Source organism: Pseudomonas sp. 210_17 TE3656 (genome assembly GCF_054821965.1).
The window spans coordinates 711,369-727,143 of record NZ_JBTRBC010000001.1; the positions used below are offsets into that span (position 1 = coordinate 711,369).

At 61.0% G+C, this 15,775-nt stretch carries 11 protein-coding genes and 1 pseudogene; 8 read left to right on the top strand and 4 right to left on the bottom strand.

The window, feature by feature from the left end; translation table 11 throughout:
• Window position 1 precedes the first annotated feature (1 nt).
• The 3 genes from ACVI9W_RS03460 to ACVI9W_RS03470 are packed head-to-tail and all read right to left on the bottom strand — an operon-like array spanning window position 2 to window position 6,132.
• Window positions 2-3,625, bottom strand: coding sequence for a translocation/assembly module TamB domain-containing protein (locus ACVI9W_RS03460; RefSeq protein ID WP_461531790.1), 3,624 nt, complete (start codon window positions 3,623-3,625; stop codon window positions 2-4).
• A 47-nt stretch (window positions 3,626-3,672) separates the two neighbouring features.
• Window positions 3,673-5,415 (bottom strand): autotransporter assembly complex protein TamA, encoded by a 1,743-nt coding sequence (locus ACVI9W_RS03465; RefSeq protein WP_461529200.1) that lies wholly within the window; start codon window positions 5,413-5,415, stop codon window positions 3,673-3,675.
• A gap of 57 nt (window positions 5,416-5,472) precedes the next feature.
• A complete protein-coding gene (locus ACVI9W_RS03470; RefSeq protein WP_461529201.1) occupies window positions 5,473-6,132 on the bottom strand; it encodes a GNAT family N-acetyltransferase in 660 nt (219 codons plus the stop codon).
• Window positions 6,133-6,294: 162 nt separating this feature from the next.
• Between ACVI9W_RS03470 and xthA the strand changes: the two genes are divergently transcribed.
• The 3 genes from xthA (at window position 6,295) to ACVI9W_RS03485 (ending at window position 9,757) form a co-directional block, all read left to right on the top strand.
• Window positions 6,295-7,107 carry an exodeoxyribonuclease III gene (xthA, locus tag ACVI9W_RS03475; RefSeq protein WP_038612858.1) on the top strand — a complete coding sequence of 271 codons (813 nt, stop codon included), beginning with the start codon at window positions 6,295-6,297 and terminating at the stop codon, window positions 7,105-7,107.
• Window positions 7,108-7,258: 151 nt separating this feature from the next.
• The gene (locus ACVI9W_RS03480; protein ID WP_461529202.1) at window positions 7,259-8,581 is read left to right on the top strand and encodes a substrate-binding domain-containing protein; all 1,323 of its coding nucleotides are present in this window, start codon (window positions 7,259-7,261) and stop codon (window positions 8,579-8,581) included.
• A gap of 168 nt (window positions 8,582-8,749) precedes the next feature.
• Entirely contained in the window at window positions 8,750-9,757 is a 1,008-nt protein-coding gene (locus ACVI9W_RS03485; protein ID WP_461529203.1) for a TerC family protein, read from the top strand.
• Window positions 9,758-9,799: 42 nt separating this feature from the next.
• Here the strand turns inward: ACVI9W_RS03485 and ACVI9W_RS03490 are convergent, their stop codons facing one another.
• Window positions 9,800-11,029, bottom strand: a complete 1,230-nt coding sequence (locus tag ACVI9W_RS03490) for an acyl-CoA dehydrogenase (RefSeq protein ID WP_038612864.1) — start codon at window positions 11,027-11,029, stop codon at window positions 9,800-9,802.
• 138 nt (window positions 11,030-11,167) lie between these two features.
• Here ACVI9W_RS03490 and ACVI9W_RS03495 point away from each other — a divergent pair, with 138 nt between their 5' ends.
• The 5 genes and pseudogenes from ACVI9W_RS03495 to ccoG all read left to right on the top strand — a co-directional run bounded on the left by ACVI9W_RS03495 (window position 11,168) and on the right by ccoG (window position 15,743).
• Window positions 11,168-12,097 carry a LysR family transcriptional regulator gene (locus ACVI9W_RS03495; RefSeq protein ID WP_157193245.1) on the top strand — a complete coding sequence of 310 codons (930 nt, stop codon included), beginning with the start codon at window positions 11,168-11,170 and terminating at the stop codon, window positions 12,095-12,097.
• Between the two features lie 68 nt (window positions 12,098-12,165).
• Window positions 12,166-12,567 (top strand): MerR family transcriptional regulator, encoded by a 402-nt coding sequence (locus tag ACVI9W_RS03500; protein WP_038612868.1) that lies wholly within the window; start codon window positions 12,166-12,168, stop codon window positions 12,565-12,567.
• An 18-nt stretch (window positions 12,568-12,585) separates the two neighbouring features.
• On the top strand, window positions 12,586-13,485 hold the full coding sequence (locus tag ACVI9W_RS03505) for a hydroxymethylglutaryl-CoA lyase (protein ID WP_461529204.1): 900 nt from the start codon (window positions 12,586-12,588) through the stop codon (window positions 13,483-13,485).
• Between the two features lie 589 nt (window positions 13,486-14,074).
• Window positions 14,075-14,206, top strand: a pseudogene (locus tag ACVI9W_RS03510) (DUF3203 family protein); the annotation flags it as partial.
• A gap of 124 nt (window positions 14,207-14,330) precedes the next feature.
• Window positions 14,331-15,743: a cytochrome c oxidase accessory protein CcoG gene (ccoG, locus tag ACVI9W_RS03515; RefSeq protein WP_461529205.1), complete on the top strand. Its 1,413-nt coding sequence runs from the start codon at window positions 14,331-14,333 to the stop codon at window positions 15,741-15,743.
• The last annotated feature ends 32 nt before the right edge of the window (window positions 15,744-15,775 follow it).

Below are 15,775 nucleotides of genomic sequence, written 5' to 3' on the forward strand. Positions count from 1 at the left end.
ATCAAAAATCGCGCTTGTAGAAAATATCCAGAGAGCTTGCCAGGCCACTGGCAGCCTCAAGGTAGACCTTCTTGCTCAATTTGTAGCGCAAAGCAACCGTGTTGACTGGCTCGAACACGCCCACGCCATAGCGCAAGCTCAAGCGTTCGGTGAGGTTACCGCTGGCCACCACACTGGTGCTGTTACCACTGCCTTGAGTGTCCAGCTGGAAATCGTCGATCCCCAGGCTTGAGGCCAGGCTGCCAGTTACCCCGGCACTGGTAGCCAGGCCCAGGCCAAGTGCCGCTTGGGCGAGCACGTTGTTGTCTTCCCCCGTGGAACCCAAGGGGCGCCCCAATACCAGGTACGACAGCGCCTGCTCCTGACTCATGGCCGGCTCGGAAAACACCTGGGTGGTGGGTTGTTCGGCACTGCCGCTGAGGCGGATACCGGCAATCACGTCATCGGTCTGGCGGATAGCTTCGATGTCCAGGTAAGGCTGGTCAATGGGCCCGGCAAACAACAGGCGCGCACGGCGAATAGTCAGGCGCTGGCCGTAGGCACGGTAACGCCCGTCGGCCAGGCTCAGCTCGCCACGGGTGTCGAGGTTGTCGCCGATGTGCACATGGCCGAGCAGATTGGCGGTCAGGCCAAAGCCGCTGAACGACAACTTGTCCTGGCCCACCTCGACATCGATGTCCATGGCGACTGCCAGCGGTGCCTTGCCCTCTTCGGTCTGATGGCCAACGATCACCGTGTCATCAGAAACCTTGACGGTCGAAGGCGGCAACTCACGCACCGTGATCTTGCCCTTGGGCACCCGTACCTTACCCGCCACCGCCAGCTTGTCATCGATCAGGCTGATCTTCAGGTCCGGCGCCATTTCCAGGTTCGCATAGGGTTCGACGGTGACCGGCAAACGTTGACCCTGCAGGTGCAGGTCAACCGCCAGAGCCCGCCCCCAGCCGATCTGACCGCGCAGGCTGCCCTGACCGGCCTCACCGCTTTTCCAGGCACCGTTAATCTGCACCTGCTCTCCAGCGATCAGCGCCTGCAGGCTCAGGTCTTCCAGGCTGATCGGCAACTCTGCCCCGGCAACTTCGCCAGCGCTCAGGTTCAAGCTGCCGTTTACCTGTGGCGCCAGCAACGTGCCAGACAGCTGCCCGCTGCCGTTCAACTGGCCAGCCAGGCGCTCGACCATCGGTGCAAACGGGCGGGCAATGGCGATATCCAGCCCGGTCAGGCGGAAATCGCCGCTCAATGGTTTGTTGCGGGCTACAGGATCGAGTCGGGTGACCAGAGACAGTTCGCCCAGACGCTCACCCTTGAAATCCAGGCGGGTATCAACCCGGCGTGGCGCCAGGGTGCTTTGCAAACGCAGGGTCTGGTAGGGGAAATCCAGCCATTGATCCTTCTCGCGCAAACGCAGGGTGCCACCGCTGGCGTCGACCACAATGGTGCCTTTCGGACCACTGGCGGGCAGGTCCAGATTGATGTCGGCGTTGAGCAGACCCTGCCAGGCGAAGTCCTTGGGCAACCATTGCGCCAGGCTCTGCAACGGGAATTGCTTGAGGTGATAACGCAGGCGCGGCTCGGGTGCCAGACGCTGGTCGTCGCCGCACAGGCTGGCTTGTCCGGAGCGCCAGCAATGGGCGCCGAAATCCAGTTGTCCAGTGGCCAGGCGTTGTAGCTTTGCGGGTGCCTGCAAGCGCCAGTCCTGGCCACCGGCCTGGATCTGACCACTGGCCAGGCGTCCACGCCAGTTGCCTTTGTCCAGTTGCCCATCCACACCCAGGTCAAGCTTGAGCTGCGGTCCGTCCAGCGCCAGTTCCAGCTGCTGTTGGCGAATATCTCCACGACCTTTGGCGGTGAGCACGCCCAGAGCGGTATCGCCCAGACGAATTCCGCCGGCCTGCAGATCAATCACTGCACGCTGGGCACTGTCCAGTCGTGCATCCAGGGTCAAGCGCTGCAAGTGATTGTCAGCCTGGGCCAGTTTCTGGCCCTGCAAGGTCAGCGTGCCTTGCGGCGCCTGCAGGGTTCCGGCGACTTCCAGCTTACCCTTGAGCTGCCCCTGCAAGTGCGGCCAGAGCTGGCCAAGACGAGGCAGATTGAGGTCCAACTGACCGGCCAGACGCTGCTGCAGGCTGCCACTGCCGTTGATATGGTTGTCGCCCAGGCGAATATCGAGAGTACCGAGGGTCCAGGTCTGTCCAGCACCCTGAGCGACAGCCTTGAGCACTGCCGCCTGACCACGCAGACGCCCCTTGAGGTCAAGATCGGCATCCAGGCTGAGTTCGCCATTTTTGATCTGGCCCTTGCTGCGTAGCGGACCGGCCAACGTGCCGGGCAGCTCGGCGAGCCAGTAGGCCGGGTTCAGCGCCGACAGTTCGAGAGCGGCCTCCCAGGCCACAGCATCAGCAAACTGCACACTCACGCTTCCCGCGAGCTTGCCTTGACCGGCATTGAGCGCCAATTGCGGCAATGCGATCTGCTGCAGGTCGCCCTTGAACGGACTGCTCAGGCTGAACGCCCCCGCCGGCCCGTCAAGGTCGCCCTTGAATTCGCCCTGATAGTTGCCATCGCGGTATTGCACCTGGCCATTGAAGCGGCGCAACGTGACTTGCGGCGCTGGCTCCAGCGGATACAGACGCAGCCAGGGGAAGTCCAGCCAATCGATGGTCGCCTCGGCGCTCAAGCCTGTTTGCCAGTCGGCACTGGCCGTGAGCTTGAGGCGCTGGTCCGCGCTGGCAGTAAGGTCCAGGGCGCTCAGTTGCGCACCCTTGGCATCGACCTTGCCCTGCAGGCTCAAGGCCACAGGCTGCTGTTCGGACGCCAGGCTGGCCGAGCCGAGCAGTTGATAGCCGCTCTGCAGGTTGCCGTTGGCGCTGAGTTGCAGATTATTCAGTTGCAGCGTGTCAGGCAGCTCGGCACCGGGTTTGAACGCCTGGGCACTGAGCTGTAGCTTGGCCGGCAACTGTTTGGCCAGCGCCTGCAGCTCACCACTGAGCCGGGCGTTCAGGTAGCCGCTACTGTCGCCAGTGAGCTTGAGGGTTTTCTGCAGTTCACCATCAATCTGTACCGCCAGTTGCCAGTCCTGGCCATCGACCTTGGGCAGCCGTAACTGACCCTGGACCTGCAACGGCCAGTCGCCCTCAGGTTGCAGCCGGCCTTGCAGGCTCAACTGCAAGTCATCGCGTTGCAGTTGCAGGCTGTCGATCTGCAAGCCCGCAACGGTCCAGTGGGCCGCCAGTTGCAACTGGCTCAATTGCTCATTGCCATCCAGACGCAGGTGCCCGATGCGCACCTCACCCAGCTCGATTGCCAACGGTAGTTTCAGCGCCGGCAATTGCAGCGGCCCGCTGTCGGGTGTGGCCTCGCCAGGGGCGAAGGCAAGATTGACCTGCTCGGCCTGCAAGCGCTCGACACACAAGGTCATGCGCAACAGGCATGCCGGTGACCAGGCGAACACTGGTGCAACCAGTTCGACCCGATCGGCGCCCTGCTCCCACAACACGCGCTCGGCCTGCCATTGCCCCCCCAGACGCCCCTGGAACTGCTCAAGCTGCAAGCCCGGCACCAGTCCCAGCGCCCAGCGGCTGCCCGCCTGGGTCCCCAGTAACAGGCCCAGCAGCAAGACCAGCATGAGCAGCAGTGTCAGCACCGCGAGCAGGATATTTCTGAAAACGCGAATCACAATTCCGGCCCCATGGAGAAGTGCAGACGAAAGCCACCATCGTCATCCAGCGCGTGGGCCAGATCCAGACGCAGCGGCCCGACCGGAGATACCCAGCGTACGCCAATACCGACACCGGTCTTGAGGCTGGGAAACTCCAGGTTGTTGAACGAATTACCCTGGTCGACAAAAGTCGCCACCCGCCACTTCTCCACGACTTCGTACTGATACTCGGCACTGCCGGCCACCAGGTAGCGGCCACCGATTCGGTCTCCATCGGAGTTTTCCGGCGACAGGCTCTGGTAGTCATAGCCCCGCACGCTCTGGTCACCACCGGCAAAGAAACGCAGCGATGGCGGTATCGAACTCTGATAGTCGTTGGTGGCGCTGCCACCGACTTGCACACGACCGAGGAAACGGTGTTTCTGGCCCAGTGTGGTCAAGCCCTTGAGCACCATGTTGGCATGCAGCAGGTTGGTGTCGGACATCAGTCCTTCCTTGGCCGCCTGTACATCGAACTGCAGGCGATAGCCGTTGTGCGGGTCGATGCGGTTGTCGCTACGCAGGTAGGAATAGCTGACGCCAGGCATCAACAGGTTGCTCAGGCCCGAGTCATCACCCAGGCGATACTCTTCGCGCTGGTACTTGAGCGACAGCACGCGCTGCCAGCCACTGGGCAGCTTGCTGTGCCATTCCGGGCCAACGGTGAGCAGCTTGCTCAACGTGTCGGTGCCGGCGATTTCTTCGTTCTGGTAGCCACCGGCAAAGCGGAATTTGTCGGTCAACGGTGGATCAAGGGGTATGTCGTACCACAACCCGACGTTCTGCCGAGGGGCCGACAACTCGGTTTCCCAGCCGTAACTATGGCCCTGCGGATTCACCCAGTGACGGGTCCAGTTGGCCTTGCCACGCGGCCCGACGTCCGTCGAAAACCCCAGGCCCAGGCCCATGGTGCGTGGCTTGCGGGTGCTCAGCTGCACCGCGACGGGAATGCTTTGCGCTACCGCGGCCGTAGGCGCGGCGTCGACCCGCACGCCCTCGAAATAGCCGCTCGATTGCAGGGCATTGTTGAGTTCGGCAATCAGCTCGGAATCGTAGGGGGTGTCGGCCTTGAACGGCACCATGCGTTGCAGCAGGGTTTCGTCGAACGGGGTGTCGCCGGCGAAACTTACCTTGCCCAGGCGATAGCGTGGGCCGCTGTCATAGATCAATTCGATGTCAGCAACGCCGGCCTGGGGATCAACCGCCAGGCGCTGGCGCACGAAACGCCCGCTGAAGAACCCGTAACGCGCAGCCTGGTTCTGGATCAGCCGTTTGGCGTCTTCGTAATGCCCATGGTTGAGCACTTCACCTGAACGCAGGGCCTTGCTGTCGGGCATGCGAAATGCCTTGAGTTCAGTGGCCGGGCCATCAATGCGGATGGTCACGTCGCGCAAGTGCACGGGTTCGCCCGGGTCGATGCTGAGGATCAACTGCGGGCCCTTGTCGGCCTTGGCCGGCGCCTTGACCTCACTGTCGATCTGCGCCTGGTAGTAGCCCAGTGCCTGAGCCGCCTTACGCGCCTGCTCGACAGCCCCACGGCTGAAACGCAGCAGCGCCTCTTCATCGCGTTTACCAAGGCTGCCGATATAGCCCTCGACATTGGCCTTGAGTTCGTTATTGGCAGGTTTGACCTTCACAACCAGCTCGCTTTGCGCATACGCAGCAATGCTGGCCATCCATAGAATCAAACCGCAGGTGAATCGTCCTGAATACGTCATAGGCGCGGATGCTACCAGAGCTTGGCGCCAGCATGGAGTCCGAGGCTCTCGCGCCTGTTATGCAGGCATGGCCGATGCACGTTGAGATGGCTGGGGGTTGGGATGAAAGAACACATGTTCGCGTACAGGTCCTACAGCAATTTCGCCGATTTCCTGGTAACCCTGGCGCTGATAAAAGGCCAGATAGTGTTCATTTCCGGTGTCCAGCACCACGCCTTGGGAGTGCTCGTCCTCGGCACACCAGTCATGCACAGCTTGCAACAATTGCTCGCCGTAGTGCTTACCCTGGAACTGCGGATGAATCCCCAGCAGCGGCAACACATGCACGGCCTCACCCGGCAGGCAGGCCACCAGCGCCGCCTGATAATCGAGATAGCGCCGGGTACAACGAAAACCGGTACTCAAGACCATACGCATGCGCCAGGCCCAACTTTCAGTGATGCCCAGGCGGCGCTGTGGCGGTGCGATCAGGGCAATACCGATCAGCCGGTCGTCAACCAGCAGCCCCAATGCCGGCAACTCCTGCAAAAAATGTTGCTTGACCAGCTCACGCACCGTGGCGCGAATGCGCTGGTCATAGCCAGGACGCTGCGCCTCGAACAGGAAGGCAAAGGTCGGCTCATGCCGATAGGCGTGATACAACAATGAACGCGCCTCACGGCTGTAGCCACCATCAAGCAGGCGGACCTGAGCCGGAACAGCAGTCGATTCGGTCATGCTGACAAACCTCCACAAATGGGCATTCATTGCCTTCAAGGCGTACGTTGCGCCGACGTTCGCCCCGAGCACCACGTTAGCAGCCTATGCAGTGGCGCGCCACGCTGGCCGCAGCCGTCGATGTCGGCTAGGATCCTTGGTTTTATCAGGATTGTGTTTCCCATGAAGATCGTCTCGTTCAACATCAATGGCCTGCGCGCCCGGCCCCATCAGTTGGCGGCGTTGATCGAAAAGCATCAGCCAGACGTGATTGGCCTGCAGGAAACCAAGGTCAGCGACGATCAGTTTCCGCTGGCCGAGGTCCAGGCCCTGGGTTATCACGTGCATTTCCATGGCCAGAAAGGCCACTACGGCGTCGCCCTGCTCTCGCGCCAGGCGCCGCTGAGCCTGCACAAAGGCTTTGCCAGCGATGAAGAGGATGCCCAGCGCCGCTTTATCTGGGGCACCTTCGCCGATGGCGATGGCACACCGATCACCATCATGAACGGCTACTTCCCCCAGGGTGAAAGCCGCGACCACCCGACCAAATTCCCGGCCAAACAGCGCTTTTACAGCGACCTGCAGGCCTTGCTGGAAAACCAGTTCAAGAACGATCAGCCATTGCTGGTCATGGGCGATGTGAACATTTCGCCCGAAGACTGTGACATCGGCATCGGCGCCGACAATGCCAAGCGCTGGCTGAAGACCGGTAAGTGCAGCTTCCTGCCCGAAGAGCGCGAGTGGATGGCACGCCTGAAGAACTGGGGTCTGGTCGACAGCTTCCGTCACCTGCACCCCGAGGTTGCCGACCGTTTCAGCTGGTTCGACTACCGCAGCCGCGGCTTCGAAGACGAGCCCAAGCGCGGCCTGCGCATCGATCTGATCATGGCCTCCCAGGGCTTGCTGCCGCGGATCAAGGCAGCCGGGGTCGACTACGACCTGCGCGCCATGGAAAAGCCCTCGGACCATGCGCCGATCTGGCTGGAACTGGCGTAACGCCGATTCTTCGCGGGGCAAGCCCGCTCCCACAGCCTTATATACACAACCTGTGGGAGCGGGCTTGCCCCGCGATTAGGCGCTGTCACATTACGGTCATCCAACCGTCTTAATCTGCGGCACATCCTTTGCCCGAAGAGTGCCTGCCGGCATGTTCCGCCACCTCAGCCTGATTCTGCTGTGCCTGCTTCCGCTCTTTGCCCGGGCAGCCCCTGACACCCCGGTGCAACTGCGTATCCAGGGTTCGAATACCATTGGCGCGGCGCTGGCGCCAGCGTTGGTCAAGGGTATGCTGGAGGCTCAAGGCGCCAGCCATGTATCAACCGTGACCACCCGTATTGCCAACGAAATCCAGGTCAGCGCCCAGGATGCCCATGGCCAGCCCTTGCGTATCGACATCGCCGCCCATGGCAGCAGCACCGGCTTTGCCGCACTGAAGACCGGACAGGCCGATCTGGCCGCCGCCTCACGCCCGATCAAGACCAGTGAACTGAGCGCGCTCCAGGCATTGGGTGACCTGAACAGCGCCGCCGCCGAACAGGTCATCGGTCTGGATGGCGTCGCCGTCATCGTCCATCCCGACAATCCCCTGCCACAATTGAGCACCGGGCAACTGGCGCAGATTTTTTCCGGACAGATCACCACCTGGGAGGAACTGGGTCTGGGTAACGGGCCGATTCACTTGTATGCCCGGGATGACCGCTCAGGCACCTTTGAAACCTTCAAGGCGCTGGTGCTCGATGCCGCCGGGCAGACGCTGGCCAGCACCGCCCGGCGCTTCGAATCCGGTGAGCAATTGGTTTCTACAGTCCTGACTGACCGCCAGGCCATTGGTTTCAGCAGCCTGGCGTCAGTACATGGCGCCAAGGTGCTGGCGATCGCCGATGGCGCCTCCCGCCCCATGCTGCCAAGCCCGGCACTGGTGGCCAGCGAAGATTATCCGCTGTCACGGCGTTTGTACTTTTACCTGTCGCCGAGCCAGGCCACACCGTGGGCCCAGGCGCTTGTGGAGTTTGCCCAAAGCCCCAAAGGGCAAGCCATTGTCACCGCCAGCGGGTTTGTCGGGCAGCAGGTACAGGCCGTCAAAGTGTCCCCCGCCGACAACATGCCGCCGCGCTATCGGACGCTGGCCCGCAACGCCCAGCGCCTGTCGGTGAACTTCCGCTTCCAGGAGGGCAATGCCAGCCTGGACAACAAAGCGCTGCGTGATGTGCGGCGGGTGGCCGAGTTCCTGCGCCAGCACAACAAACGGGAACAAGATGCCGTACTGGTTGGATTTGGCGATGCCAAGGACGATCCCGAGCGCGCCGTCTTGCTTTCTCGCCTGCGCGCCATGGCCGTGCGCCGGGAACTGGCCAGAGAAGGCGTGACCCCGCGCGAGATCATCGGCCTGGGCGACGAACTGCCGGTGGCAGCCAATACCGCCGAAGAAGGCCGTATCCGCAACCGGCGGGTTGAAGTCTGGGTCTACTGACAGCCCGCATTATCCCGCGCAATTATTTGTAACAGCCCGGTCGGGCACCGGCGCGCCCCCGCAGCTAGGCTTTGATGAGTGACGCCGGGCCCCTCTGACGGCTGCCAAGCCGCCATGTCGGAGTCACTGTTGCTTTTTTTGGCAACGTCGACAATTAAGGAGGGGCGCATGGCGGCTCTACAGGCATTTCTCGAAAACGATATTCTCGGCACCAGCACCTGGTTCTGGCTGGCATTCATTGGCATTGTCCTGACCCTGCTGGTACTGGACCTGGGCGTGTTGCATCGCAAGGCTCACGAAATCGAGATGCGCGAAAGCCTGCTGCTGTATGCCGGCTATTTCAGTGTCGGTGTGCTGTTTGGCGGGTGGGTCTGGTGGGAGCTGGGCGCACAACGTGCCCTGGAGTTCTACACCGGGTTCCTGGTCGAACAGTCGCTGTCCATGGACAATGTCTTCGTCATGGCGATGATCTTCAGCTACTTCGCCATCCCCCGCCTCTACCAGCACCGGGTATTGTTCTGGGGCATCCTCGGCGTGGTGGTGCTGCGCGCGATCATGATCGGCGTAGGCAGCGCCCTGGTTCAGGAGTTCGCCTGGATCCTCTATGTGTTCGGTGCCTTCCTTCTGGTTACCGGAATAAAGATGCTGTTCTCCCGCGAAGAGGCCCACCCGGACCTGGCCAACAACCCGGTGCTCAAGTTTGTACGCGGCCATTTGCGCGTCACCGATGACCTGCATGGCCCGCGTTTTTTCGTGCGCCTCAAGGCTGCCGGGCAGAGCAAGGCCGTGCTGTACGCCACCCCGTTGTTCCTGGCGCTGGTGCTGATCGAACTGGCCGATCTGGTGTTCGCCGTCGACAGCGTGCCGGCCATCTTCGCCATCACCCAGGACCCGTTCATTGTCTACACCTCGAACATCTTTGCGATCCTTGGCCTGCGTGCCTTGTATTTCGCCCTGGCGGCGCTGATGCATCGATTTGTCTATCTCAAGTACGCCCTGGCCCTGGTGCTGATCTTTATCGGCAGCAAAATCTTCTATCACGGCCTGATCGGCGCAGTGCCGGCATTGCTGTCGCTGGGTGTGACCGTGAGCCTGTTGAGTGGCGGCGTAGTGTTGTCACTGTTCAAGACTCGCGACCAGCCACACCACCCCGCAAACTCCGGCAGTCACAAATGAATCAGGCCCGCATTGGCGGGCCTGATATCCAACGCGTGCGGATCAATGCCCGCTGCGCAGCATTTCCTTGGGGACGTATTTGCCGATTTCGTACTTGCCGATTGCCGCCCGGTGCACTTCATCCGGGCCATCGGCCAGGCGCAGGGTACGTTGCATGGCGTACATGTAAGCCAGCGGGAAGTCACCACTGACCCCGGCACCGCCATGAATCTGAATCGCCCGGTCGATGACCTTCAAGGCCACGTTCGGCGCCACCACCTTGATCTGGGCGATCTCGCTGCGAGCGACTTTGTTGCCCACCGTGTCCATCATGTAAGCCGCCTTCAACGTCAGCAGCCGCGCCATGTCGATTTCCATGCGCGAATCGGCGATCTTGTCGACGTTACCGCCCAGGCGCGCCAGCGGGCGGCCAAACGCGGTGCGCTCCACCGAACGCTTGCACATCAGCTCCAGGGCCCGCTCGGCCATGCCGATCGAACGCATGCAATGGTGAATGCGTCCAGGGCCAAGACGCCCCTGAGCGATCTCGAATCCACGCCCCTCACCCAACAGCACGTTCTCGTAAGGCACTCGCACGTTTTCGAACAGCACTTCGGCATGGCCATGGGGGGCGTCGTCGTATCCGAACACCGGCAGTGGCCGGACGATTTTCACCCCGGGGGTATCGGTGGGCACCAGAATCATCGAATGCTGCTGGTGACGCGGGCCGTCCGGATTGCTCAGGCCCATGAAGATCATGATCTTGCAGCGCGGATCGCAGGCACCGGAGGTCCACCACTTGCGGCCATTGATCACCCACTGGTCGCCCTCGCGGACAGCGCGGGCGGCCATGTTGGTGGCATCGGAAGACGCCACATCCGGCTCGGTCATGGCAAAGGCTGAACGGATGTCACCACGCAACAGCGGCTCCAGCCACTGACGTTTCTGTTCCTCACTACCATAGCGCACCAGCACTTCCATGTTGCCGGTGTCCGGGGCCGAGCAGTTGAACGGCTCGGGGCCCAGCAGCGAACGGCCCATGATTTCAGCCAGGGGCGCATATTCCAGGTTGCTCAAGCCTGCGCCCAGCTCCGACTCGGGCAGGAACAGGTTCCACAACCCTTCAGCCTTGGCCTTGGCCTTGAGCTCTTCCATGATTGCGGTCGGCTGCCAGCGGTCGCCCTCGGCAACCTGGCGCTCGAACACCGCTTCGGCGGGATAGACATAAGCATCCATGAACGCCGTGACACGTTCGCGCAACGCCTGGACCTTGGGTGAATAGGCGAAATCCATGGGCAGTACCTTCAGTGGAATGAGGATCTGATGGAGAGCCTAGATCAGCGAGCAAAATCCACCTAGTCTATTCTCGGCGTGTATAAACATTCATAACCAATATATGATTGACCCATAACACCAACAAGAGCAGCGCCCATGAACCTGAGCAAGGTCGATCTGAATCTGTTCATCGTCTTCGATGCCATCTACACCGAAGCCAACCTGACCCGTGCCGGGCAGATCGTCGGCATTACCCAGCCTGCGGTGTCCAATGCCCTGTCGCGGCTACGCGAGACCTTCAACGACCCGCTGTTCGTCCGTACCGCGCAAGGCATGGTGCCTACGCCCATGGCGCAGAACATCATCGGCCCGGTGCGCAATGCCCTGTCGTTATTGCGTGTGTCGGTGCAGGAAAGCCGCATCTTCAATCCCCTGCAGGCGAACAAGACCTTTCGCATCAGCATGACCGACCTCACCGAGGCGGTGATTCTGCCGCCGCTGTTCCAGCGCCTGCGCCGCCTGGCGCCCGCGGTAATCATCGAGAGTTTCCTCTGCAAGCGCCGTGAGACCACCAAGGAACTGGCTGCCGGGCGCCTGGATTTTGCCGTCGATGCCCCGCTCAACACCGACCCGCAGGTGCGCCACGTCAAGCTCATGCAGGATCAGTACGTCTGCGCCTTGCGCCAGGGCCACCCGATGGCCAAAGACAAACTCAGTCTGGACGATTACCTGGGGATGACCCACATCCATATCTCCAGCCGCCGCAACGGCCTGGGCTATGTCGACCTGGCCCTGGGCAAGATGGGCGTACAGCGCAAGATCGCCCTGCGTTCACAGCATTACCTGATGGCCTCGCAAGTGCTGCAACAGACCGACATGGTCATGACCGTGCCGGAGCGCTTCGCCCGCCGCCACCAACTCAATTATCTGAGCCTGCCGGTCAACGACGTGCCACCGCTGGAAACCCACTTGTACTGGCATGAAAGTACCGATCAGGACCCGGCCAACCGCTGGATGCGCGAGCAGATCATTGAGTTGTGCCAGGCGGTGGTGGCGCAGGACGAGCGGGCACAGGCACAGGCTTGACCCGCAATGCTTGACGTATACGTCAACCTGCCATTAGGTTAGCTCATGCCCTTTTCCCGAGCCTGACCATGAGCAGCCAGACCTACAGCATCTCCGACCTGTCCCGCGAGCTGGACATCACCACCCGTGCCATCCGCTTCTATGAGGAACAGGGCTTGCTCAGCCCCGAACGTCGGGGCCTTGAGCGCATCTACTCGGCCCGCGACAAGGTCAGTCTGAAACTGATCCTGCGCGGCAAGCGCATCGGCTTCTCGCTGGCCGAGTGCCGCGAACTGATCGAACTCTACGACCCGACCAGCGGCAACCTGAAACAGTTGCACAGCATGCTGGCCAAAATCGCCGAACGCCGCGCCCAGCTCGAACAGCAACTGCTCGATATCCAGCAGATGCAGCTGGAGCTGGACACCGCCGAAGAGCGCTGTGAACAAGCGCTGGCCGCCACCTTGAACAATCAGAAAAACAGCCATTGAGCCCTGAGGAACCGCGCCATGTCATTGCCTGAAACAGTCCGCCTGGTCGAAGTCGGCCCGCGCGACGGCCTGCAGAATGAAGCCCAGCCCATCAGCGTGGCAGACAAGGTCCGGCTGGTCGATGACCTGACAGCGGCGGGCCTGTCCTATATAGAAGTGGGCAGCTTCGTCTCGCCCAAGTGGGTGCCGCAAATGGCCGGCTCCGCCGAGGTGTTTGCCAACATCAAGCAACAGTCAGGTGTCACCTACGCCGCCCTGGCGCCGAACCTGCGCGGTTTCGAGGATGCCCTGGCAGCCGGGGTGAAGGAGGTGGCGGTGTTCGCCGCCGCATCTGAAGCTTTCTCCCAACGCAATATCAATTGCTCGATCAGCGAAAGCCTGCAGCGCTTCGTACCGATCATGGACGCAGCCCGCGCAAACGGTGTGCGTGTACGGGGTTATGTGTCCTGCGTGCTGGGCTGCCCGTATGAAGGCGCGGTCAGTGCCGAGCAGGTGGCGCCGGTGGCCCGCGAGTTGTTTGAGATGGGCTGCTATGAAGTGTCGCTGGGCGACACGATCGGCACCGGCACCCCGGGCGCCACCCGCCGTCTGTTCGAGGTGGTCGCCGCACACGTGCCACGCGCCCAACTGGCCGGACACTTCCATGACACCTACGGCCAGGCCCTGGCCAACGTTTATGCCAGCCTGCTTGAAGGGATCAATGTCTTCGACAGCTCGGTCGCAGGCCTGGGTGGCTGCCCCTACGCCAAGGGCGCCAGCGGTAACGTGGCCAGCGAAGACGTGCTGTACATGCTTCAAGGCCTGGGTATCAACACCGGTATCGACCTGGACCAGTTGATCGGCGCAGGTCTGCGCATTAGCAAGGTGCTTGGCCGTACCAGCGGTTCCCGGGTAGCGCGGGCACGTAACGCGCAGTAATCACCTGCGGTAACAGCCTGGTGGCGACCAGGGTGTTACCGCTCCCGCACTTTTCAGAAAAAAACCGGGTAACACGGAAACAAATCGACAAATTTCCCCGCCTCCTCTTCCTGTCAAAAAACCTAAACCATTGATTTTATTGGGTTTTAAAAAGTTGGCACGGCACCTGCTATATCTTTGGTACAAGAACAATAAAAACTGTGACACACCCAATAAAAATAAGACGTAACGACTCTGACATAACAAGAACAACACGGCAGAGACGCAGCTAACAGATTTTTTTGGAGAAGATGTGCTTTTCCGGGGTTCGCCCCCGCAACCTGACATAAAACAATAAAACTACCCCAAGGTAGCGAAGGTCACGGTTGGATCAGCAATGATGAGAGTAGATCAGCGCTCAAAAAAATACGTTTGCTCTTGATCCCGGATGGGGATCGCCAGTGACAAGAGGCAACGGTCGCCAAAAACAACAACAGGCCGCCCTCCAATAACAAAAAAAGAGCACGCAACAATCTTTGAGGGGAGCTTAGGCTCCCCTCAGTGCTTCCTGCCCTCCTGGTTTTTCCTCCTCCCTCCGTCCTTCTCGAACCTGCGCATGTCCGTGGCCGAACTGGCTGGCCAACCCGTGCCGATCACTGAAGCAGACACCGATGCCCTGACTGTAGCAGGTGCGGTGGATGGTCGCAGGCACCTCAAGAGCACCGGTCAAACCTCGATAATCTGGGGCCTGTACGGTTGCGGCAAGAAATCTGATACGGTTTTTATCGAAATATCTGAGCCTGTTATGCAAACAGATGCGGCGCCATAGTGCTCTGGCCTGATCGAGGCCTGATGAGCGACGAACCATGAGCGATAGAATTCCCGTCCAGATCGTTGAAATTGCCGAGCCTTCCGCCACCAAGAAGAAGACCGCCAGCAGCGACAGACAGATCCACACCCGCAGCTTCACCGGCTTGTTTCGTAACCTGCGCCTGGGTGGCGCGGGCTTTCTGTTTTTGCTGTTCTTCGGCACCGTCTGGTTGAACTGGAACGGTCGCCAGGCCGTGCTATGGGACCTGGCTGACAGCAAGTTCCACATTTTCGGTGCAACCTTCTGGCCGCAAGACTTCATTCTCCTGTCGGCGCTGCTGATCATCTGCGCCTTCGGCCTGTTCGCCATCACGGTGCTTGCCGGGCGGGTCTGGTGCGGTTACACCTGCCCACAAAGCTCGTGGACGTGGATTTTCATGTGGTGCGAGAAGGTCACCGAAGGTGATCGCAACCAGCGCATCAAGCTCGATGCCGCACCCTGGAGTGCGAACAAACTGGCCCGACGCTCGGCCAAACACACCCTGTGGCTGGCCATCAGCGTGCTTACCGGCCTGACCTTTGTCGGCTACTTCACACCGATCCGGCCGCTGGCTGAAGAACTCTTCACCTTGCAGCTGGGCGGCGTCAGCCTGTTCTGGATCCTGTTCTTCACCGGCGCCACCTATATCAATGCCGGCTGGCTGCGTGAAGCGGTGTGCATGCACATGTGCCCGTATGCTCGTTTCCAGAGCGTGATGTTCGACAAGGACACCCTGGCCATCGCCTACGACCCGGCGCGCGGCGAGTCCCGCGGCCCCCGCAAGAAAGACAGCGACTACAAGGCCAAAGGCCTGGGCGATTGCATCGACTGCCAGATGTGCGTGCAGGTCTGCCCGACCGGTATCGACATCCGTGACGGCCTGCAGATGGAATGCATCGGCTGCGCCGCCTGCATCGACGCCTGTGACTCGATCATGGACAAGATGGGCTATGCCCGCGGCCTGGTTGGCTACAAGTCCGAACACAACCTGCAAGGCGGCAAGACCAACTGGCTGCGCCCTCGCCTGCTCGGTTACGTCACCGTGCTGGTGGTGATGATCGGTGCTCTGGTCATCGCCCTGCAGCAGCGGCCGATGGTGTCGATGGACGTGATCAAGGACCGTGGCCTGTTCCGCGAGAACAACCTGGGCCAGATCGAAAACATTTACACCCTCAAGGTTATCAACAAGACCCAACAAGCACAGCACTACCGCTTGCGCCTGGTGGACGCCGAGGGCTTCGAGTTGCACGGCAAGACCGAGTTCACCCTGGATGCGGGTGAGATGAGCGAGATGCCGGTATCGGTGGCGATGCTTGCCGAACGGCCGCAAAGCAGCTCCCAGGAAATCGGTTTCGAAATCAGCGACAGCGACCAACCGGGTATTTCCAGTGTTGCCCACAGCCGTTTTGTCGCGCCTTTGAACCGCTGATCACATACACTTCGCAGCAGTCGAAACGTCCT